The 22,131-nt window shown below is 55.1% G+C and carries 16 protein-coding genes and 1 other RNA gene; 16 read left to right on the forward strand and 1 reads right to left on the reverse strand.

Annotated features, from left to right (window positions below):
- Window positions 1–161: 161 nt before the first annotated feature.
- The 13 genes from xseA (at window position 162) to QZ516_RS05250 (ending at window position 17,922) form a co-directional block, all read left to right on the forward strand.
- The gene (xseA, locus tag QZ516_RS05190) at window positions 162–1,505 is read left to right on the forward strand and encodes an exodeoxyribonuclease VII large subunit (protein WP_297187162.1); all 1,344 of its coding nucleotides are present in this window, start codon (window positions 162–164) and stop codon (window positions 1,503–1,505) included.
- Window positions 1,502–3,397: an oligoendopeptidase F gene (gene pepF, locus QZ516_RS05195; protein WP_297187165.1), complete on the forward strand. Its 1,896-nt coding sequence runs from the start codon at window positions 1,502–1,504 to the stop codon at window positions 3,395–3,397. The genes xseA and pepF overlap by 4 nt, the downstream gene beginning before the upstream one ends.
- A 116-nt stretch (window positions 3,398–3,513) precedes the next feature.
- On the forward strand, window positions 3,514–3,843 hold the full coding sequence (locus QZ516_RS05200) for a hypothetical protein (protein WP_297187168.1): 330 nt from the start codon (window positions 3,514–3,516) through the stop codon (window positions 3,841–3,843).
- A gap of 393 nt (window positions 3,844–4,236) precedes the next feature.
- Window positions 4,237–5,445 carry an alginate export family protein gene (locus QZ516_RS05205; protein ID WP_297187170.1) on the forward strand — a complete coding sequence of 403 codons (1,209 nt, stop codon included), beginning with the start codon at window positions 4,237–4,239 and terminating at the stop codon, window positions 5,443–5,445.
- A 113-nt stretch (window positions 5,446–5,558) separates the two neighbouring features.
- A complete protein-coding gene (locus QZ516_RS05210; RefSeq protein ID WP_293614991.1) occupies window positions 5,559–6,170 on the forward strand; it encodes an ANTAR domain-containing protein in 612 nt (203 codons plus the stop codon).
- Between the two features lie 2 nt (window positions 6,171–6,172).
- A complete protein-coding gene (locus tag QZ516_RS05215) occupies window positions 6,173–7,396 on the forward strand; it encodes a CmpA/NrtA family ABC transporter substrate-binding protein (protein WP_293614990.1) in 1,224 nt (407 codons plus the stop codon).
- A 375-nt stretch (window positions 7,397–7,771) separates the two neighbouring features.
- Window positions 7,772–9,079, forward strand: a complete 1,308-nt coding sequence (locus QZ516_RS05220; RefSeq protein ID WP_297187327.1) for a CmpA/NrtA family ABC transporter substrate-binding protein — start codon at window positions 7,772–7,774, stop codon at window positions 9,077–9,079.
- A gap of 71 nt (window positions 9,080–9,150) precedes the next feature.
- Window positions 9,151–10,152, forward strand: coding sequence for an ABC transporter permease (locus QZ516_RS05225; RefSeq protein WP_297187173.1), 1,002 nt, complete (start codon window positions 9,151–9,153; stop codon window positions 10,150–10,152).
- A 30-nt stretch (window positions 10,153–10,182) separates the two neighbouring features.
- The gene (locus QZ516_RS05230; protein WP_297187174.1) at window positions 10,183–11,103 is read left to right on the forward strand and encodes an ABC transporter ATP-binding protein; all 921 of its coding nucleotides are present in this window, start codon (window positions 10,183–10,185) and stop codon (window positions 11,101–11,103) included.
- A 3-nt stretch (window positions 11,104–11,106) separates the two neighbouring features.
- Entirely contained in the window at window positions 11,107–12,327 is a 1,221-nt protein-coding gene (locus QZ516_RS05235) for an FAD-dependent oxidoreductase (protein WP_297187177.1), read from the forward strand.
- A 21-nt stretch (window positions 12,328–12,348) separates the two neighbouring features.
- Entirely contained in the window at window positions 12,349–14,874 is a 2,526-nt protein-coding gene (gene nirB / locus QZ516_RS05240) for a nitrite reductase large subunit NirB (protein ID WP_297187180.1), read from the forward strand.
- A 12-nt stretch (window positions 14,875–14,886) separates the two neighbouring features.
- Entirely contained in the window at window positions 14,887–15,240 is a 354-nt protein-coding gene (nirD, locus tag QZ516_RS05245; protein WP_297187183.1) for a nitrite reductase small subunit NirD, read from the forward strand.
- Between the two features lie 27 nt (window positions 15,241–15,267).
- The gene (locus QZ516_RS05250; protein WP_297187186.1) at window positions 15,268–17,922 is read left to right on the forward strand and encodes a nitrate reductase; all 2,655 of its coding nucleotides are present in this window, start codon (window positions 15,268–15,270) and stop codon (window positions 17,920–17,922) included.
- Between the two features lie 167 nt (window positions 17,923–18,089).
- Here the strand turns inward: QZ516_RS05250 and ffs are convergent.
- Window positions 18,090–18,186, reverse strand: an RNA gene (ffs, locus tag QZ516_RS05255) — signal recognition particle sRNA small type.
- A gap of 154 nt (window positions 18,187–18,340) precedes the next feature.
- Between ffs and QZ516_RS05260 the strand changes: the two genes are divergently transcribed.
- The 3 genes from QZ516_RS05260 to QZ516_RS05270 are packed head-to-tail and all read left to right on the forward strand — an operon-like array spanning window position 18,341 to window position 21,800.
- A complete protein-coding gene (locus tag QZ516_RS05260; protein WP_297187189.1) occupies window positions 18,341–19,981 on the forward strand; it encodes a peptide ABC transporter substrate-binding protein in 1,641 nt (546 codons plus the stop codon).
- The gene (locus QZ516_RS05265) at window positions 19,981–20,916 is read left to right on the forward strand and encodes an ABC transporter permease subunit (protein WP_297187191.1); all 936 of its coding nucleotides are present in this window, start codon (window positions 19,981–19,983) and stop codon (window positions 20,914–20,916) included. The genes QZ516_RS05260 and QZ516_RS05265 overlap by 1 nt, the downstream gene beginning before the upstream one ends.
- The gene (locus tag QZ516_RS05270) at window positions 20,916–21,800 is read left to right on the forward strand and encodes an ABC transporter permease (protein WP_297187194.1); all 885 of its coding nucleotides are present in this window, start codon (window positions 20,916–20,918) and stop codon (window positions 21,798–21,800) included. The genes QZ516_RS05265 and QZ516_RS05270 overlap by 1 nt, the downstream gene beginning before the upstream one ends.
- The last annotated feature ends 331 nt before the right edge of the window (window positions 21,801–22,131 follow it).

Genomic DNA, 22,131 nt, shown 5'->3' on the forward strand with positions numbered 1-22,131 from the left:
GGATCGTTACCGTGCCATAGCTCAAGGATAAAAGTAAGCGCGCTATTATAAAGGCATGGTCGGCTAAAAAATACTTTTTTCAATAGGTCTGGTGACCACCGGTTATAGCCAATAGCTATTATTTATAATTGACTCGATTCACTGGTGATGGACAATGCGCTATGCCTGACATACCAATCACTTTGACCGTTACCCAACTAAACCGTCGCGCCAGACAGTTGCTTGAAACCCACTTTCCCCTGGTCTGGGTCGAGGGTGAAATATCCAACCTCTCCCGCCCCGGCTCCGGACACTGGTATTTCACGCTCAAGGACGAACAGGCCCAGGTTCGCTGTGCGATGTTTGCCAATCGAAATGCCCATGTCCGTTTCAGCCCCGAACATGGCAATCATGTATTGGCCCGCTGCAGGGTCAGCCTGTATGAAGGCCGGGGTGACTTCCAGTTGATTGTTGAACACCTCGAAGAAGCCGGTTTCGGGGCATTGCAGCGTCAATTTGATGCACTGAAACAGCGCTTGCATGCCGAGGGGCTTTTTAACGATCGTCACAAACAGCCACTGCCGACCCAGCCGCAGCGGCTGGGTATCATTACATCGCCTACCGGCGCGGCCCTGAAGGACATTCTCGCGGTGCTGAAACGCCGCTTTCCGGCCATCGCAGTGAGAGTTTACCCTGCGCTGGTTCAGGGAAAAGCCGCTGCCGCACAGATCGCAGCGGCCATTGAGCTGGCCAACCACGATAATTACTGTGATGTGCTGATTGTCGGCCGCGGCGGCGGTTCCATTGAGGATCTATGGCCTTTTAACGAAGAGATCGTCGCCAGAGCAATTTACCGCAGCCGGATTCCGATTGTGAGTGCGGTGGGCCATGAGATTGATTTCACGATCAGTGACTTTGTCGCTGACTACCGTGCGCCTACCCCATCCGCCGCGGCCGAAGTGTTGAGCCCCGACGGCAACAAACTGCTCGACCAATTGCGCGGTTATGAAAAGTTACTTTGCGAAACCATTTCGCGGCGGCTGCAATCAACTTCGCAGCGCCTGGACAGCCTGACCCGTCAATTGCGGGATCCCGGAGAACGGCTCAAACATCAAGCGCAACAGCTCCAGGCCCTGCAAGCGCGACTGGTCCGAACCACCGCGGGACAACACCAACAGCTGGATACGCAGTTACAGCATTTGCGTACCCGCCTGGAGCAAGTGGGCCCCGGTTATCGAATCGACCGTTTGAGCAACAGCCTGAATTTGCTGACTCACCGGCTGGAACGCGCCATCGACACTCTGCTTGAGCAAAAGAAAATCCGGTGGCACAACGCCCTACAACTGCTCAACGCCGTGAGCCCGCTGAAAACGCTGGAACGGGGGTATGCTATTGTTACAGACCAACAGCACCACATATTGCGGGGCGTCGCAACCGTACAGGTCGGTGACAGCATTACCACACGGCTGGCGAATGGTTCCCTGAAATGCAAAGTCGATAAAATTTTTCCGGATTCAGAGTCATGAAACGATACCTCGGTCTTTGTCTGCTTGCGATTACAATCCAGACACCGACTGAATCAACCGCTGAACCCTTGCCGACACCCCAGTCGGAACCACCTGCTTCTATCTGGGATATCTCCGATCTGTATCCGGATATCGCCAGCTGGGATGACGCACGCAATAGTGCCACCACACAAATCAGTGCCATCAGTGAGTGCGAAGGTATGCTCGGTGGCAGCGCGGACGTGTTGGCTGATTGCCTGAACCAGATTACCAACACCTACAAGGCCCTGCTCAGACTTTACGTTTATGCCTTTCTGAACAAAGACACCAACCAGAGCAATATCCAGTATCAGGAACGTGCGTCAGCTGCCCAGGCATTACTTGCCGAGTTCACAGAGGCCACGCGCTTTGTGAAGCCGGAGCTCAGTCATATCGGAGAGGCAACCCTCAACCGTTACCTCGATGAAAGCGCACGACTTGAAGAGCACGATTTTTTTATCCGCAATACCCTGCGCCAATCTGAACATATTCTCAGTGAAGAGGGGGAGCGCGTGCTCACAGCAGCCTCAGATGCGCTGCAATCGGCCTCAAGCACCTACAGTGTGCTGGTCAACAACGACATTCCCTGGCCGGAAATCACCCTGTCGGATGGCACGAAAGTCACGCTCAGCCCGATGGCCTATGAAGTCCACCGGGCATCGGCAAACCGCAACGACAGAAAACGGGTATTTGAGAGCTTCTGGGGTACCTACCAGCATTTTCGCCAGACCCTTGCCATTACCCTGGAGGGTCAGGTAAAAAAAGAGGCGATGGTAGCCCGAGTGCGCGGTTTCGACTCATCGCTGGATCGCGCCCTGTCCCAGGACAACATCCCTGAAGCGGTTTACCGGACACTGTTGTCGACCGCCAATGAGCACCTCGCATCGCTCCACCGCCTGCTTGGGCTGCGTCAACGAATACTCGGCCTCGGGAAATCCCGTTACTACGACCTCTACACACCCGCCGTCACCCTGCCCCGGGAATATACACTTGAGGACGCCACTACCCTGACACAGGCCGCGCTCAGGCCCCTGGGCAGTGATTATGGCGAATCACTCAGCGAGGCGCTGAAACAACACTGGCTACATGCGTATCCTGCACCAGACAAGCGCAAGGGTGCCTATGTGATGGGAGCCGCCTATGATGTCCACCCTTTCCTGATGTTGAATTTTGAAGGTACCTTTGACGCTGTCAGTACCTTTGCCCACGAATGGGGGCACGCCATGCACTCCCTGATGGCTAACAGTCATCAACCCTTCAGCAAATCAGCTTATTCCGGTTTTATTTCAGAAATCCCCTCGGCGGTTAATGAATTACTCCTTTTTGATTATCTCCGCGACAACGCATCAAGCGACGATGAACAATTGTTTTATCTGTTTCGCGAACTGAATCTTTTGCGAGGTGCTTTTTTTCGACAGGCCCAGTTTGCTGAATTCGAACTGGCTATCCATGAGCAGGTTGAGAGCGGCGGCAATCTGTCCGGTGATAAATTGAATACGCTGTATGGGACCATTCAGAAACGTCATGCGGGCCACAGCATGGGTATCATGCAAGTTGATGAACCCTATACCGTGGAGTGGGCCTCCATTCCACATTTCTACCGCAACTTTTCTGTGTATCAGTATGCGACGTCTATGGTTGCCGCCTACAACCTGGTAGATCGCATCGCAACCAGTGGTGAAGAAGCACGGCAACAGTACCTTGACCTTCTCCAGGCGGGTGGGTCTGACTACCCCTACAGACTACTCAAAAACTCGGGGGTGGATCTGGCTGATCCGGCCGCGTATCACCCCATAATTCAACGAATGACCCGATTGATGGACGAGGTCGAGCAGATTCTCGACCGGCAGGATGCAAAAAATACATCCCGGTGAGCATCCTGCTGCGCAGGAAAAGCCCTTTCGTCAAAATTTATACAGCGCGCAGGTCAACCGAATCCTTATTCTGGCGTTAAAAGCATCACGTCTTTAATCACCAATGAGGAAATACCATGCGACTACTACTATTACTGGCGGGCATTGCTCTCGCCACATCCAGCTTCGCCGAGCCAACAACAAAATCCGATCAGCCCGGCGATAGAAAAAGTTATACCGGTGCCATGTTTCAAAATATGGATACGGACCAGGACGGCAACATATCAAGAGCAGAGTATGAAGCGGGCCTCCAGAAAAAAATGGAAAAACGCATGGCCCACTTCAACGCGATGGACGCGGATGGCAACGGATTGGTGAGTAAAACCGAGGCCATGGAGGCCAGGACGCGAATGAAAGCAGAATGGAAGGAAAAACGTCGCCTGCATTGTAATAAAGCCGATAAATAGGATTGCCCGTGCCCGACAGCCCCGGTTATCACATGGCCGGGGTTGTTTAATAACCCATCATTGTTAGCTCGACCACGCCTCACCCCTGGCAAACATACACGCATATTTCATCCCGCCAAATCCTTCGCTGTTGCTATTAGCCAAATACTGATTTTTGCCCCAAATTACTCCGCACCTGCTTTTTTATCGCACCAAATTCAAACAAAAATTCCTTACCGAGTGCCCTACAGACCGCTCATGACAACTAAAACAGCCATGATTCAATACATGGCACGCGTTATGCTTATAAATTTCTGACACTACATCCTACTGGGTAATGAAGCCCGTGCGCACCATCCTGCGTACGGGCATTTTTATTTTTGTTTTGGGGAAAACAAACTCGAGGAATTTCATATGAAACCGAGATCTATTCGACTTTCTGCTTTTGCATTACTGTTTGGCCTGCACCCTCTGATGATGGCGAGCGCTGAAGAAGCCACCAGTTTTTCAGAAATATTCACCAAGAGTGATACCAGCTTTACTTTTCGCTATCGATTTGAGCATGTGGATGATGAAACTGCCGAGAAGAATGCCAACGCATCGACGCTCAAGTCGCGCATAACCTGGGCTTCGGCCAGCTATCACGGCTTTTCCGGCTTACTGGAAGTCGATGATGTAAGCCATATTGGCGGCGAAAACTACGCGACACCCTCCAACGGAAAAGTCGGCGAATATCCCATCGTTGCCGATCCGGATGGCACCGATATCAATCAGGTCTATCTCAAGTATCAACAGGATGGCTTTACCGGTACAGCCGGTCGCCAGCGCATTCTTCATTCCGGCCAGCGGTTTGTCGGCGGTGTGGGCTGGCGCCAGAACGAACAGACCTATGACTCTGTACGGGTTCAATTGCCCATCGGGCCCGTCACATTGGATTACAGCTATATCTGGGATGTAAACCGAATTTTCGGGCCCGATACGGGTGGCGCACAGCCGCGTCGCTACGACTCTGACTCTCATGCGCTTTACCTTTCATTTTCGCCATTTGAAGGTCACAAGTTGGCCGCCTTTGCCTATCTGCTGGATTTTGATAATGCAGCGGCCAATTCATCGCAGACCTATGGTATTGAGTACAGTGGTGCCGTTGGCCCTGTCACCCTGGCAGCCAGTGCTGCCAGCCAGACCGATTATGCCGATGGGCCAGTGGATTACGACGCCGACTACTACATGGCCGAGATTGGTACAAAAATCAAGGGCATCGGCCTGGGCATCGGCTATGAATTACTGGGCAGTGATGACGGGATGAAAGCGTTCAGCACGCCCCTCGCCACCCTCCACAAGTTTCAGGGCTGGGCGGATCAGTTTTTGGTCACACCGGCCGATGGTATCGAGGATATTTACTTCAAGATGACGGGCAGCGTTGGCAAAACCAATCTGGCCTTTTTCTACCACGATTATTCCGCCGATGAGGGCAGCGCCGACTATGGCGAGGAATATAATGCCGTGGCAAGCTACCCGATCAACAAATACGTCGGCGTTGAGCTGAAGTACGCCAAATACGATGCCGATGAATTTTCCCAGGACACGGACAAAATCTGGTTTTCAGTCAATGTGAAGTTCTGATCCCGGAATATCATCGTGGAATCTCTATCAGTGGCAGGCTATGATTCTCCTGCCACTGATTTTTTCGCACTTTTAAATCTATCCTTCCAACGAATTACTCCAAATCGAGCCCCATGACACCACCTTCAGCCAGGGACCCCATTCGTATCATGCTGGTCGATGATCATGTCGAACGATCTGCCAGTGTCGAAGAAAAACTCCGGGATTCCGGTTTTGAAGTCATTTCGCGGTTGCCATCGGCGACCGGATTACTGTTCCAGATCGAACAGCATCAGCCAGACCTGGTATTAATCGACATTCAGTCGCCCGGTCGTGATGTGCTGGAGAGTCTCTCGGTGGTCAACCACCACAATCCGCGACCGGTAGTCATGTTTTCCCATGAAGAAGATCCCGCTTTTATCGAACAGGCCGTGGACGCCGGAGTGACTGCCTACCTGATGGATGAGCTGAACCCGGACCGGGTCAAACCGGTTATTGATCTGGCCATTGCCCAGTTCAAGTCCTACCAGTCCCTGCGCAAGGCCCTGGATGACGCACGCACCAAGCTTGCCAGTCAGTCTGTGATAGAAGAGGCAAAACAACTGCTGATGGCTCAACGTGGCATCAGCGAAGACAAGGCACACAAAACCTTGCGGACACTCTCGATGGACACCAACCAGAGTTTACCCGAGGCAGCTCGGTCAGTGATTAATATTCTGGGAAAGCCCAGTAACAACGCGAGATAATCATGCAGACGACGACCCATAAATTACCGGCCGGCGAACGGCAGAACCTTAATATCGGCTATATGCGACTGAGTGACAGCGCGCCGTTGATCATCGCCCAGGAACTGGGGCTTTTTGCCAAATACGGCCTGGATGTAACGCTTTGCAGAGAAGTCTCATGGGCCAATATCCGCGATAAACTGATCGCCGGGAATTTTGACGCCTGTCAGATGCTGGCACCCATGCCACTGGTGACAACGTTGGGGGCTGCGGGGATACGCGCACCGATTGTCACCGGATTGGTGCTATCGCTCAACGGTAACGGGATTACCCTGTCCCGCCCCCTCTGGGAACAAATGGTCAATCAGTCAGACATTCCCCTGCAGCCTAACCAACCCCTGGCAAGTGCCAGGGCACTCAAAAAAGTATTGGATAAACAGCCCAGCAACCAGACAATTACCCTCGCTACTGTTCACTCTTTCTCCACGCACACACAATTGCTTCGGATGTGCCTCGAGGCAGGGGGTATTGATCCGGATCGCGATGTCAGGGTGATCGTGCTGCCACCGGAACAGATGGTGGATAGCCTGGCTCAGGGCGTAATTGACGGTTTCTGTGCCGGGGAACCCTGGAACAGTATCGCGGTGGAATATGGTGTCGGCGTACTGGCTACCACAGGGTTCCACGTCTGGAACAATGCACCGGAAAAAGTATTGGGTGTCATGGAGGAATGGCATACCCGCAATCCCGCCACTCACCTCCGGTTGCGGTTGGCATTGATGGAGGCCTGTCAGTGGCTGGCCGACATGGGCAACCGTGAAGCGACTGTGCAAATGTTGACTCGCCCGGACTACCTGGATTTACCCACCAACTATTTGCGGCCATCACTGACCGGCAACCTGGTCTACGACCGCGGATGTGCAGCTGAACACCACCCGAATTTCCACGTTTTTGCCAGTTACAGTGCCGGCTTTCCATGGCGATCCCAGGCGGAATTTCTTCTGCATCACTGTGAACCGCTGCTGGGCAAGGTTTTCGATCGCGACAAAATAGTGTCTATCACGCAACAGTGTTTCCGGACAGATTTATACCGCGAAGCTGCCCGGCTGCTGGGTTACCCCACACCGGATCAGGACCACAAGAGTGAAGGGACCCATGCTGAGCCCTATTGGTTTAACGATCAGATTGAATTGGGTAGCGACCTGATGGTATCTCCCCAAATGCTGCAAGAAAATCGCGACGACTAGCCCTCCCCGCAACAACCAGACCCAAGGTCACCTCTTGGTGCAGCCTGACTGAAAAGCGCCCCATAATTGTGCCGGCCAGCCCGGTTACTCCCTCACCTCTCATCTCAACACCTTGTTTTTGCCGACTTTCTTATTTGGCATACATTTTGTATATCTAATAGATAAGACACCAATAACGCACCGACTAATACCTGTCCAATGGTATTAAGGGCAATGAAGCCCCCCTGCACATAAAACCGGCAGGTGGGCTTTTTTTATGCAAGTGACATTCACAGTTGAGGTACCCGTTAAATGAACAGCAATCTTCAAGACTCCCCGGTACAGAAAAGATTGAAATTTCCACAATGGATCCTGTTGACCCTGTCCTTTTTGGTCATGGGCAGCTGGGCACATGCTGAACTGGGACCACCTGAAAAGGACGAGCTCAAGTTTGGCTTTATCAAGCTGACGGACATGGCGCCTATCGCTATCGCCTACGAAAACGGTTATTTCGAAGATGAGGGGCTTTACGTCACCATCGAGGCACAGGCTAACTGGAAAGTGCTATTGGATGGGGTTATCGACGGCAAACTCGATGGCGCACATATGCTTGCTGGCCAGCCCCTGGCGGCCACCATCGGCTTTGGCACCAAGGCCCACATCGTTACGCCATTCAGTATGGACCTCAACGGAAATGGTATTACCGTTTCCAATGCTGTCTGGGAGAAAATGAAAGCCCACGTACCAATGGCTGAGGGCAAACCGGTCCACCCGATCAAAGCCGACTATCTGAAACCGGTCGTCGATCAAATGCGGGCGCAGGGCACGCCATTTAAAATGGGCATGGTTTTCCCGGTCTCCACGCACAACTACGAGTTGCGCTACTGGCTAGCGGCCGGCGGGATTCATCCCGGCTTCTACGCACCACACAAGGGCGATACCAGCGGCAATATCAATGCCGAAGCCCTGCTGTCTGTTACGCCTCCCCCTCAGATGCCTGCCACCCTTGAGGCTGGCACCATTCACGGCTACTGCGTCGGTGAGCCGTGGAACCAGCAAGCGGTATTCATGGGTATCGGGGTTCCAGTCATCACGGATTATGAGATCTGGAAAAACAACCCGGAAAAAGTCTTTGGCATGACCAAGGAATTTACCGAGAAGTACCCGAACACCACCGCCCGCCTGGTCAAGGCCATGCTGCGTGCCGCCAAGTGGCTGGATGAAAACAACAATGCCAACCGCCCGGAAGCCGTTGAAATCCTCTCCCGTTCGGAATACGTCGGTGCGGATTATGACGTCATTGCCAATAGCATGACGGGAACCTTTGAATACGAGAAGGGTGATAAACGCGACGTGCCCGACTTCAATGTGTTCTTCCGTCATTTTGCCACCTACCCCTATTACTCCGATGCCGTCTGGTATTTAACCCAGATGCGCCGCTGGGGACAGATTGCCGAGCCCAAAAGTGATGAGTGGTATTTCGAGACCGCCAGGAAAGTCTATCTCCCAGACATCTATGCCACCGCTGCCAAAGCATTGATTGCCGAAGGGCTGATGTCTGCGGAGGATTTCCCGGACCTGGACAGTGAATCCGGCTTCAAACCACCTCAATCAGAGTTTATCGACGACATCGCGTTCGATGGCACGCAACCCAACGCCTACCTGGAAAAGTTTTCCATTGGCCTGAAAGACGAAACGCTCTGATGGGCGACGCCAAATCTTAAGTAAAGCACGGGCAGTCAAGGCTGCCCATTAGCCACCGAAGGATCTATTACATGACTGACCTTGCTGCTATTTTCAGGAATGAACAGGGAATCGCCCGCTTCTCTATCTCACAACTGAGCAGTATTGCCCGCACCGTGGGTAAAACCCTCGCCCTCCCCCTTGCGGGTATCCTGATTTTTTTAATGCTCTGGCAGGGTGTCGCCAACAACATCAACACCTCACTGGGGCAGTTTCCGGGACCGGTTCAAGTCTGGGAGCAATCCAAAGGCTTGCTGGCCGAGCACCAGCGCGAACGCAAAAAAGCGGCCGCTTTCTACCAGCGGCAAGAGGATAGAAATGCCAAACGGCTGGCCAAAAACCCCGATGCGGAAGTAAAAATTCGCAGCTATACCGGCAAGGCCACCTTCCTGGATCAGGTGATAACCAGCCTCTATACCGTGTCTTTCGGATTTCTGATCGCCACGGTGATTGCGGTGCCTCTGGGCATCGTCTGCGGCTTAAGTGAAAAGGTGTACCAGTCGGTCAACCCGATCATCCAGACATTCAAGCCGGTCTCACCCCTGGCATGGCTACCGCTGGTGACAATGGTGGTATCGGCCCTTTATGTCACCGATGACCCCATGTTTGAAAAGGCCTTTCTGACCTCCGCATTTACAGTGGCCCTCTGTTGCCTTTGGCCCACCGTAATCAACACCACAGTGGGCGTTACCAGTATCGATCGCGATCTGGTCAACGTCAGCCGGGTTCTGCAACTGCCTTCGCTGGTACATGTCCGAAAAATTGTTATCCCCTCCGCCATACCCATGATTTTCACCGGCATGCGGTTATCACTGGCCACTGGCTGGATGGTATTGATTGCCGCCGAAATGCTGGCCCAGAACCCCGGTTTGGGCAAATTTATCTGGGATGAGTTTCAGAACGGCTCATCGGATTCACTGGGTCGCATTATGGTGGCTGTGGTGACCATTGGACTGATCGGTTTTCTGCTGGATCGCCTCATGCTGCTCCTTCAGAAACGTATCAGCTGGGACAAACAGGCAATTCTCCGCTAACAGCGGCGGACAGCAGTCAAGGAGCAACCTATGAAAAACCCCTATCTGGAAATCAGCCATATCGGCATCGAGTTTGCCACCGATGGTGAACCGTTCCGCGCCCTGCAGGATGTCGACCTATCAATCGACAAGGGCCAGTTTGTCTCGCTGATTGGCCACTCAGGCTGCGGCAAGTCCACGGTATTGAACATCATCGCCGGTCTCTATGAGGCCAGCGAAGGCGGCGTCATTCTCGAGGGACGCGAAGTCGACAAACCGGGACCCGACCGGGCAGTGGTCTTCCAGAACCATGCCCTGTTGCCGTGGCTGACCGTGTACCAGAATGTCGAACTGGCGGTAAAAAGGGTCTTTCGCAAGACCAAAAACAAGGCGGAAATGCACGAGTGGATTGAACACAACCTCTCGCTGGTTCACATGGACCACGCCCTGCACAAACTGCCCGGAGAAATATCCGGCGGTATGAAACAGCGCGTCGGTATCGCCCGCTGTCTGGCCATGCAACCCAAAGTATTGCTGATGGATGAGCCGTTTGGCGCACTGGATGCCCTGACCCGCGCTCACCTGCAGGATTCACTGATGGAAATCCAGACCAGTCTGGGCAACACGGTGATCATGATTACCCACGATGTGGATGAGGCCGTTTTGTTGTCGGATCGAATCGTCATGATGACCAACGGCCCCGCCGCCACCATTGGCGAAATACTCGACGTCAATTTACCCCGCCCGCGGGACAGGCTGGCCCTGGCTGAAGACGCCGATTTCATTCACTACCGTCAGCAGGTCCTGGAATTTCTCTACGACAAGCAGAAAAACCCTCAGATTGAAAAAAAGCCGACCGACTCTGCCAGGAAGTTACAGGAGGTGGCATGTAAACCGGCCTCTTCACAGGACGATGCCGCTGTCGATACCGGTAAGACAACGACCGGTACCGACAAAACCAGGGCAGCCTGAGCAATGGCAGATTCTATTGCGATTGTCGGGACCGGTATGGCAGGCGCCCGCCTCGCCGAAGCGCTGGTGAATGGCGGTTTTTCGGGGTCAATTACCATGATTGGTGAAGAGCCAGTCAAGGCCTATAACCGCGTACAGCTGTCCTCGTTACTCACCGGCGATAAGACCGTGGATTGCCTGCCATTGCTCAGCGACGACTGGTATCGCGCCAACAATATTCGTCTGCGTTGTGGCGACCCGCTGATCCAGCTGGATACCGGCAATCTGGCCATAACCACCGCTTCAGGGTGGCAAGAACAGTTTTCCCGTATTGTGATTGCCACCGGCTCGAGGCCCGTTGTACCGGCGATTCCGGGAAACAGCTTGCCCGGTGTCATGTCCTTTCGCACCCTCGATGATGTCGCCCTCATGCAGGATTTCGCCCTACAGGGTCAACGCGCTGTGGTGGTTGGCGGTGGTCTGCTGGGGCTCGAAGCCGCCTATGGTCTGAATCATCTCGGTCTGGATGTCACCGTGGTGCACAACAGCGACAACCTGATGAATCGGCAACTCGATGCGACCGCCGCAGCCATGCTGAAAAAAAGCCTGGAAGACCGGGGTATCTCTGTGCTCACCGGGGTAAGAACCAAAGCCGTTACCGGCAGCGAACGCGCAGATGGCCTGATGCTTGAAAACGGCGACTGGCTACCGGGCGAGCTGGTGGTGTTTGCTACCGGGATATCACCCAATGTACAGGTATTCAGGGACAGCGGACTGAAGATCAACCGTGGCATCGTCGTCGACGACCAGATGCATACGTCCATCAAACATATCTATGCCCTCGGTGAGTGTTCGGAACACAACAACACCACCGTGGGTATTGTTGCGCCGATCTGGGAACAGGCAAAAGTCCTCGCCGAAACCCTGCTGGGCAACTCCGCCTGTTATCGACCCAGAGAACACTCGACCCAACTCAAGGTATCGGGAATTGATGTGTTCTCGGCGGGACGTCTAAACGCAGGAAACAGTGAACGCAATATTGTGATCAACGACCCGTCTGCCGGTATTTATCGACGTCTGGTGATTGACGATAACCGCTTACAGGCCGCCCTGCTGTTTGGTGACAAAAGTCTGTGCAGCCATTACGAGACCCTGATCAGCGACGGGCAACCACTTGGTGTCAATGCAAATCAATTGATGTTCAGTGACCAGACCGGTCAGGACGTCGTACGCGAAATGAAATAGAGCAATAGCAGGTAACAGGACATGTTGAAAATTGTCGTTATAGGAAATGGAATGGTGGGCCACCACTACGTGGAACAACTGGCCGGATCCGGCGTTACCGCCAAAATCACCGTCCTCGGGGCCGAACCCCGCCCCGCTTACGACCGGGTTCACCTGTCGGAATACTTCGCGGGTCGCAAACCGGAAGAGTTGGCTCTGACCACCCGAGAACACTACCAATCGATCGGCGTGGATGCCTACTTCGGCGATGCCGTGGCAACCATAGACCGCGAAGCCAAAACGGTCACCACCGAGGGTGGCCGCAGCTTCCGTTACGACAAACTGGTGCTGGCCACCGGCTCCTACCCGTTTGTACCACCGATTCCCGGGGCTGACCTGCCAGACTGTCTGGTGTATCGCACCATCGACGATCTGGGCATGATTCAGGCCAGAAGCAAGGACGCCAAAGTCGGCGTCGTGGTCGGCGGGGGTCTGCTTGGACTGGAGGCGGCCAATGCCCTCCAGAATCTCGGCCTGAAAACTCACGTGGTGGAATTTGCCCCCGGTCTGATGGGTGTGCAGCTCGACAATGGCGGCAGTGCCATGCTGCGCCGCAAAATTGAAGCCCTGGATGTTCAGGTACATACCAGCAAGGCAACCCAGACCATTACCGAAACTGATGGCAAGGACACTCGCCTGGTGATGAACTTCGCCGATGACGAAACCCTGGCCACCGATGTGATCGTATTCTCCGCCGGGATTCGCCCCTCGGACCAGCTGGCCAGAGACTGCGGTCTAGAGGTGGGACCACGCGGTGGTATTACCATCGACTACCACTGTCGCACCAGTGATTCCGACATTTTTGCGATCGGCGAATGTGCCCTGTATGGCGGCATGATCTTCGGTCTGGTCGCTCCCGGCTACCGCATGGCGGAAGTGGCTGTCAGCCAGCTGACTGGCGAGCACAACGCTTTCCAGGGCGCGGATATGAGCACCAAGCTGAAACTGCTGGGTGTCAACGTGGGTTCCATCGGCGATTCCCACGGCAAAACTCCGGGTGCCATCGCCTACACCTTCAGTGACGAGCGCGAGGAAGTCTACAAACGCCTGGTTGTCAGCGCAGACGGTAAAACCGCTCTGGGGGCAGTGCTGGTGGGCGACTGCTCCGACTACGACACCCTGCTGCAGTATTACCTCAATGGCATCGAACTGCCCGCCAACCCTGAAACCATGATTCTGCCTGCCAGCGAAGGTGGCGCGCCACTGCTGGGCGCGGCGGCCCTGCCCGCCACGGCCACCATCTGCTCCTGCCACAACGTCAGCAAGGGCGACATCATCAGCGCCATCGACGGCGGCTGCTGCTCCCTGGCGGACGTGAAGTCCTGCACTGCGGCCAGTACCGGCTGTGGTGGCTGTGCGGCGCTGCTGAAGAATGTGGTGGACGACGAAATGGCTGCACGCGGTATGGAGGTGAACAAGTCCATCTGCGAGCACTTCCAGTTCACCCGCCAGGAGCTGTTCCACATTATCAAGGTGGAATCCATCAAGTCTTTTGAGGAATTGATTGGTAAACACGGTAGCGGCCGCGGTTGCGAGATCTGCAAACCGGCAGCGGCCTCCATCCTCGCCTCCCTGTGGAATGACTACATCCTCGAAGAGAAACATGTGGGCCTGCAGGATACCAACGACACCTTTCTCGCCAATATGCAGAAGAATGGCACCTATTCCGTGGTGCCGCGGGTACCGGGCGGCGAAATTACCCCGGAAAAACTGATTGTGCTCGGCGAGGTGGGCAAAAAATACAATCTCTACACCAAGATTACCGGCGGGCAGCGGATCGACCTGTTTGGGGCCAGAGTGGATCAGTTGCCGGATATCTGGAAAGAACTGATCGACGCCGGTTTTGAAACCGGCCACGCGTACGGCAAGGCACTGCGCACCGTCAAATCCTGTGTCGGCAGCACCTGGTGCCGCTACGGGGTACAGGACAGCGTCAGCATGGCGATCTATATCGAAGATCGCTACAAGGGTCTGCGCTCGCCCCACAAACTGAAGTCCGCCGTGTCCGGCTGTACCCGGGAGTGTGCCGAGGCGCAATCCAAGGACTTCGGGGTAATTGCCACCGAGCATGGCTGGAACCTGTACCTGTGCGGCAATGGCGGCATGAAACCCCGCCACGCCGACCTGTTCGCCACCGACCTGGATGACGAAACCCTGATCAGGTACATCGATCGCTTCCTGATGTTCTATGTACGAACCGCCGACCGCCTGCAGCGCACCTCGGTGTGGCTGGACAACCTGGAGGGTGGTCTGGATTACCTGAAAGAGGTGGTCATCGACGACCGGCTGGGTATCTGTGCCGAACTGGAGGAACAGATGAACAGTATTGTCGGCACCTACCAGTGCGAGTGGAAAACCACCATTGAGGATCCGGAAAAACTCAAGCGCTTCCGCCAGTTCGTCAACTCTGATGCGGCGGACGAACGGGTTGTGTTCGTGCAGGAGCGCGGCCAGCCGCGGCCGGCCACCGAAGAAGAAACCGACCAACTGTTGGCCAAATCGGCGTAAGAGGCTTTATTGATGAATACCGCAGAAAACAGAGTATCTGAAAACCCGCTGGTGATCTGCCGACAGGAAGAGCTGATTCCAAACTCCGGCATCTGTGCGCTGATCGACGGCCAGCAGGTGGCAGTTTTTTACCTGCCCGATGAAGCACCTCAGGTCTATGCCATTGGCAACTGGGATCCCATCGGCAAGGCCAACGTGCTGTCCAGGGGCGTGGTCGGCGATGTACAGGGACGATTGGTGGTCGCCTCACCGCTCTACAAACAGCACTATGATCTGACCACCGGCCAGTGCCTGGAAAACGAGGACGTGACGGTGCCCACCTACGCCATTGAACTGGTGGACAGTCAAGTGGTGGTCACCCCCTAGGCGACTCTCGGCAACCGGCAGATCTTCATGCGTTCATCACCACCCCATCTGGAAACCACCTGCCCCTACTGCGGGGTTGGCTGTGGTGTATCTGCAAAGTTACGGGACGACAGCATCATCGCCGTATCCGGCGATAAAACTCACCCCGCCAACTACGGTGCCCTCTGTGTAAAAGGTTCAGCGCTCCACGAAACCATGGGCGACCACGGCCGGCTGCTCTACCCGTCTGTCAATGGTCAGCGGGTCGACTGGGACACCGCCCTCGATACAGTGGCAAGGCGACTGAACGAGGTTCGCGAGGAACACGGCCCCGGCGCCATCGCCTTTTACCTGTCCGGACAATTGCTCACCGAGGACTACTACGTGGCCAACAAGCTGGCCAAGGGCTTTCTGGGCACTGGCAATGTGGATACCAATTCCCGGCTCTGTATGTCTTCTGCCGTCGCCAGCTATAAGCGGGCTTTTGGTGCCGATGCAGTACCCTGCAGTTACGAAGACCTGGATCACTGCGATCTGCTGATTCTGGTTGGCTCCAACGCTGCCTGGACCCACCCGGTACTCTATCGCCGGATGGCCGCTGCCAAAAAACGAAATCCCACCATGCGGGTGGTAGTTATCGACCCACGCCGCACAGCCAGCTGTGATCTCGCCGACCTCCATTTGCCGATCAGCCCCGGTGCCGATGGCTATTTATTTGTCGGTTTACTGGCGTGGTTACAGCAAACGGGGGCCAGCCGTTCTGAGTATATAGCGCAGCATACCGAAGGCTATCTGGAAGCGCTGGAAGCCGCCAATGCCATCTCTTTTGCAGAAACGGCCCGCCTGGTCGGGCTTGAAACGGACGTGCTGGAAACCTTTTACCAATGGTTCGCCGAAACGGACAAAACCATTACCTTCTACTCACAGGGGATCAACCAATCCTCCTCCGGCACTGACAAGGGCAATGCCATTATCAATTGCCACCTTGCCACCGGAAGAATCGGCAAGATCGGCGCAGGCCCGTTCTCGATTACCGGTCAGCCCAATGCCATGGGTGGCCGGGAAGTGGGCGGTCTGGCCAATCAGCTGGCTGCCCATATGGACTACAACCCCGGGGACTTGCGAACCGTGGCCGACTTTTGGGCTACCGACCAACTCTGTCAGCAGCCGGGCATGAAAGCAGTGGACCTGTTTGATGCCGTCGCCGACGGCAGGATCAAGGCAATCTGGATTATGGCGACCAATCCGGTGGTCAGCATGCCGGATGCCAATCGTGTCAGAGAGGCTCTGCAGCGCTGTGAAACCGTGATTGTCTCCGACTGCGTGGCAGCCACAGACACGACCGCCACCGCCGATATTTTGCTGCCAGCCACCGGTTGGGGCGAGAAAAACGGCACCGTCACAAACTCCGAGCGCCGCATCTCAAGACAGCGAGCACTGATAAAACCCGTGGGTGAAGCAAAGGACGACTGGTGGATCATGACCCAGGTCGCACAAAGACTTGGGTTCTCGGAGGCGTTTCCCTACCGGTCACCGCGGGATGTGTTTGTTGAACATGCCGCATTGAGTGGTTTCAGGAACGGGGGCACGCGCATATTCAACATCAGCGGCCTCAGCGAACTGTCTGAACAACAATACAACGATCTCTCACCCATCCAATGGCCCGTCACGGCTGAATCTCCCGCGGGAACAACGCGCCTGTTCACTGAGGGCGGGTTCGTGACGGCATCCGGCAAGGCTCGGTTTATCGCCATTGCGCCCCGTCTACCGGTTCAACCGCTCAGTGTGACCTATCCCTTTGCACTCAATACCGGAAGAATCCGCGACCAGTGGCACACCATGACGCGCACCGCCCGCGCCCAACGCCTGCTCAATCATATCGATGCGCCCTTTGTCCTGGTTCACCCGGAAACAGCCCGTACAAATGAACTTGACGACGGAGATTTGGCAGAAGTGCGCACCGCACATGGGGCCGTCCGGGTCGGCGTGATACTGGATGAAGGCATCGGGAAAAATCAGCTGTTTATGCCGATTCACTGGAACGACCAGTTCGCCCGTCAGGCTCGCGTTTGCTCAGTGATTGCCCCACTGACCGATCCGGTGTCCGGGCAACCAGAATTCAAATTTACCCCCGCCGCACTGAAAAAAGTGGCGACACCGGTTTGGGCAATGGTGGTCAGCAGGGAGCCCCTGGAATGCAACGAATTCATCGATTGGTCAATGACGCCACTGACAGATAACAAGGGCTATTGCTACCGATTTGCTGCCGCTGAGGGCTTCGACTGGCAAGCCTTTATCAGCCAGCAGGGCTTCACCGGCAACTGCGCCCATTACGCCGATACCGAACATAGGGACGAGCGTTTTATCTGCTACGAAGGCGCATTGGTACAAATGGCCATCTTCAGTCATCACAGTCTGTCACTGATGCCGGCAACAAGCTGGTTACAGGGATTACTCAGCCGGGAGATAACGTCCTCCCCGTGGCAATTGCTGGCAGGGATCGACATGAACCAGCCCGACCGGGGTAAATTGATATGCGCTTGCTTTGAGGTCGGCGAAAAACAGATCCTGGCAGCCATTGTCGATGGGGCAAATTCCACAAAAGCACTGGGAGAACAACTTAACTGCGGTACCAACTGTGGCTCCTGCATACCGGAGCTTAACAAACTGATCAACGAGACCCTGAACGTCGATGCCGCATAGATAACAGGGCAAAGCACGTATGACACGACTGGTCCCCGGCTACAATCTGAGCATGGTCGCTTCTCCAGATGCTCGGGTGGTAGTCGGGGATTTATTTTTTCGGTAAAAGACAGGCCCTGCGCCGGGCTTTCTGATTAAGCGAAGTTTGAAAATAAACTGGTGGCTTCCCCTGCCAGCCACACCACGGCACACGATGTCACTGCTACCGTTGCTCCCTTCCGGGCCTGGCGGGGTTCACAGCTGATCATTGCGAGGGGACCGGCAGAGGTCACCATAAAGAATCGGAGTCTTGTACAGAACTCCCGAAGGGTGGGCATTATGGTCCTTCGGAACCGCTATTTCAACCACGATCGGGGGCTGGCACTCAATGCCGTCCTTGCCTAACATAGCCAGTCTCCTATTACGTATCGAGCAAGCTATGCCGTTCCTGAAAATGGCCTCTGTCAGCCTCCTGCTCAGCCTGTTGGTAATGGCCTGTGGTCAGGGGGAGAGCAATACCGCCAGTGGCAACCGACAGGGAATACTCCACCTCGGCAATGGCACTGATCCCCAGGAGCTGGATCCGCATATTGTCACGGGGGTTCCCGAGCACAATATTCTTACGGCCCTCCTCGAAGGGCTTGTGCTGAAAGATCCCTCAACACTTGAGCCTGTTCCCGGTGTGGCTACCCATTGGGAGATCAGCGGCGACGGCAAGCGTTATATATTTTACCTGCGCGATGACGCGCGCTGGTCAAACGGTGACCCTGTCACAGCCAGAGATTTTGCCTGGTCCTGGTGGCGGGCACTGCAGCCCTCGCTCGGCAATCAATACGCCTATATGCTGTTTGCCATCAAAAATGCGGAGGCGTATTTCAGACAGGAGGTAAGTGATTTTTCCGCCGTAGGCATCAATGCTGTCGACGACCATACACTGGAGGTTGAGCTTGCCAACCCAACACCCTACTTCCTGCAATTGCTCGATCACTACAGTTACTTTCCACTGCACCGCGCCACCATTGAAAAATTTGGCCCGCCCGACCAACGCGGCAGCCTCTGGACCAGGCCCGGCAACTTTGTCGGCAATGGCCCCTTCTCCCTGACCGGATGGCAACTGTTCAAGCGTGTGGTGGTGGAAAAGAATCCCCACTATTGGGATGCTGAAAACGTGTCGCTCAATGCCATCCACTTCTATCCCACGGAAAACATCACCACCGAGGAGCGGATGTTTCGCTCCGGGCAACTGCACCGCACCGCCACCGTGCCGATCGATAAACTGGCGGTCTATCGGCGGGATCATCCCGGGCTGCTGCACACCCATCCGTATCTCGGCAATTATTTCTATCGCATCAATACCCAGGTGCCACACCTCAGCGACAAACGGGTTCGCCGGGCGCTGGCCATGAGCATCGACAGGGAGGCGATTGTCCGGCAGGTCACGAAGGGCGATGAGCTGCCGGCCTACACCTTTACGCCGCCGGATACGCTGGGCTATACCGCCCCCGATGGCTTTGCCTATGACCCCGAACGGGCGCGGGCACTGCTGGCGGAAGCGGGTTACCCCGGTGGCGACGGTTTCCCGGTCACCGAGTTACTGTTCAACACCTCAGAGGGACACCATAAAATTGCCGTGGCTGTTCAACAGATGTGGTACAAGGAGCTGGGTATCAAGGTGAGTCTCCACAACCAGGACTGGAAAGTGTTTCTTAACTCGGTGGACAGTGGAAACTATGGCATTGCCCGCGCCGGCTGGATTGGCGATTACGTGGACCCCAACACCTTTCTCGATATGTGGATAACCGACGGCGGCAATAACCGCACCGGCTGGTCCAGTGCCCGCTTCGACCAGCTGATACTGGAGGAAGCACCGAGGGCAGAGACCCGCGAGGAGCGCTATCGCCTGATGCGTGAGGCGGAAGCGCTGTTACTGGAGGATATGCCGATTATTCCGATTCATATCTATACCAGCAAAAGCCTGGTGCATCCCGCACTTAAAGGGCTTGAACCGAATATACTCGACTACACCCTGTACAAAAACCTGTCTCTCGATAAAGATCCGGCTGCAGAGTTGCCACACTGATGTTGCGCTTTATTCTGAGTCGGTTATTACAGGCCATTCCGGTATTACTGGTGGTTATCACTGCCACTTTCCTGTTGGTGAGATGCGCGCCGGGCGGCCCGTTCAGCGCGGAAAAGGCAGTGCCGCCGGAAGTGGTCAGGGCGCTGGAGGCCCAGTACCGGCTCGACCAACCCGTCTGGCAACAATACCTGAGCTACCTGGGCGATCTCGCCCAGGGGGAATTTGGGCCTTCCTTCCGCTATCCGGGGCGAACTGTCAACGAGTTAATTGCCGGGGGGTTGCCCATCACTGCCGAACTGGCATTTTATGCCATGTTGGTGGCTATCCTGATCGGCGTCTGTGCCGGGGTGATAGCGGCACTGCGACCCAATACCCCCCAGGATTACCTGCCCATGTCGGCGGCTATGCTGGGTATCTGCATGCCCTCTTTTCTGATGGGGCCGTTGCTGGTGCTGATCTTTGGCATCTGGCTGGAATGGCTGCCGGTATCCGGTTGGGGCGAGCTCGCCGGTGACAAGCTATTGCCGGCGATTACCCTCGGTACCGGTTACGCCGCCTATATCGCCAGACTGAGTCGCGGTGGCATGCTGGAGGTGATGTCCCAGGACTATATTCGCACCGCCCGGGCCAAAGGTCTGCCGGAACGGGTGGTGGTGCTGAAACACGCCCTGCGCGGCGGACTGATACCCGTGGTGGCCTTTCTCGGCCCGGCATTTGCGGGACTGCTGAGCGGTTCCTTTGTGGTCGAAACCATCTTCCAGATACCCGGTCTGGGTCGATTTTATGTGCAGGCAGCTTTCAACCGCGACTACACCATGATTCTCGGTACAACGGTTTTTTTCGCGACGCTGATCGTCCTGTTTAATCTGTTATCCGATATTGTTGCCGTGTGGATCAATCCAAAATTGCGCCACCAACTGAGCAGGTCCCGCTGATGGTAAATCCCCTATCAGCAGCTTCAGCTCCGGAAAAAGGGACGTCGCTCTGGCGCGATGGCTGGGTGCGGTTGCGCAAAAACCACCTGGCCTTGTTTGGCCTCGCTGTCATGGTGTTTTTCTGTGTCATCGCACTGCTGACACCCTGGATAGCCCCCTACGGTTACGAGCAGCAGAATCTGCAACTGGGGGCCTCACCGCCGTCGGCAGCACACTGGCTGGGCACGGATATCTTTGGCCGGGATATGCTGACCCGCATCATGTACGGCAGTCGCGTCTCTCTGCTGGTGGGCTTTGTTGCCACTGCAGTAGCTCTGGTCATCGGTGTGCTCTGGGGCACCGTGGCCGGCTATGCCGGTGGTCGCGTCGATGCCGTGATGATGCGGCTGGTGGATATCCTCTATGCCCTGCCCTTTATGATTTTCATTGTGCTGCTCATGGTGGTATTCGGCCGCAATATTCTATTGCTGTTCCTGGCGATTGGTGCAGTGGAATGGCTCACCATGGCGCGTATTGTCCGGGGGCAGGTACAGAATCTGCGCCATCAGGAATTTATTGAAGCCGCCTTTTCGATGGGCCTGTCCCGCTGGATTATCATTCGCCGACACCTGATCCCGAATACACTGGGCCCGGTCATTGTCTACACTACTCTGACCATTCCCAATGTGATGCTGCTGGAGGCCTTCCTCAGTTTTCTCGGGCTGGGTATCCAACCGCCCCAGAGTTCCTGGGGATTACTGATTTCTCACGGTGTCGAGAGCATGGAAGAATACCCCTGGTTGCTGATCTTCCCGGGGCTCGCATTATCCATCACCCTGTTCGCACTCAACTTCCTGGGTGATGGCCTGCGGGATGCACTGGACCCCAAAGCATCAAAAGATTGAGGGGGAATAAACAACAGATTATTGGGTATTTTGAATCCGGTTTTTAATCGTTTTACAGCTCGAGCCCTCATAAACACGCAACAGAAACGGATTATTGCGAAGGTGGGTTAAAAATATCTCCAGTATATTTTGACGAACTTGACAGTTCAGGGAAGACTGCTGTATTGGATATGGATACCATGGAAAAAATCTGGCAGTCTTTATTTGGCAGTATTGCCGCCAGATCCGGTTAAGACTGAAGCTTTAGAAGCCTTATTTATACAATTCGGCAACGGCGAAATAGCAGCAATCGATACAGGGGAAAATGCCGTGAATATGGCCGATCAGGCTG

It is taken from the genome of uncultured Porticoccus sp., from assembly GCF_913061305.1.
Taxonomy (GTDB): Bacteria; Pseudomonadota; Gammaproteobacteria; order Pseudomonadales; family Porticoccaceae; genus Porticoccus.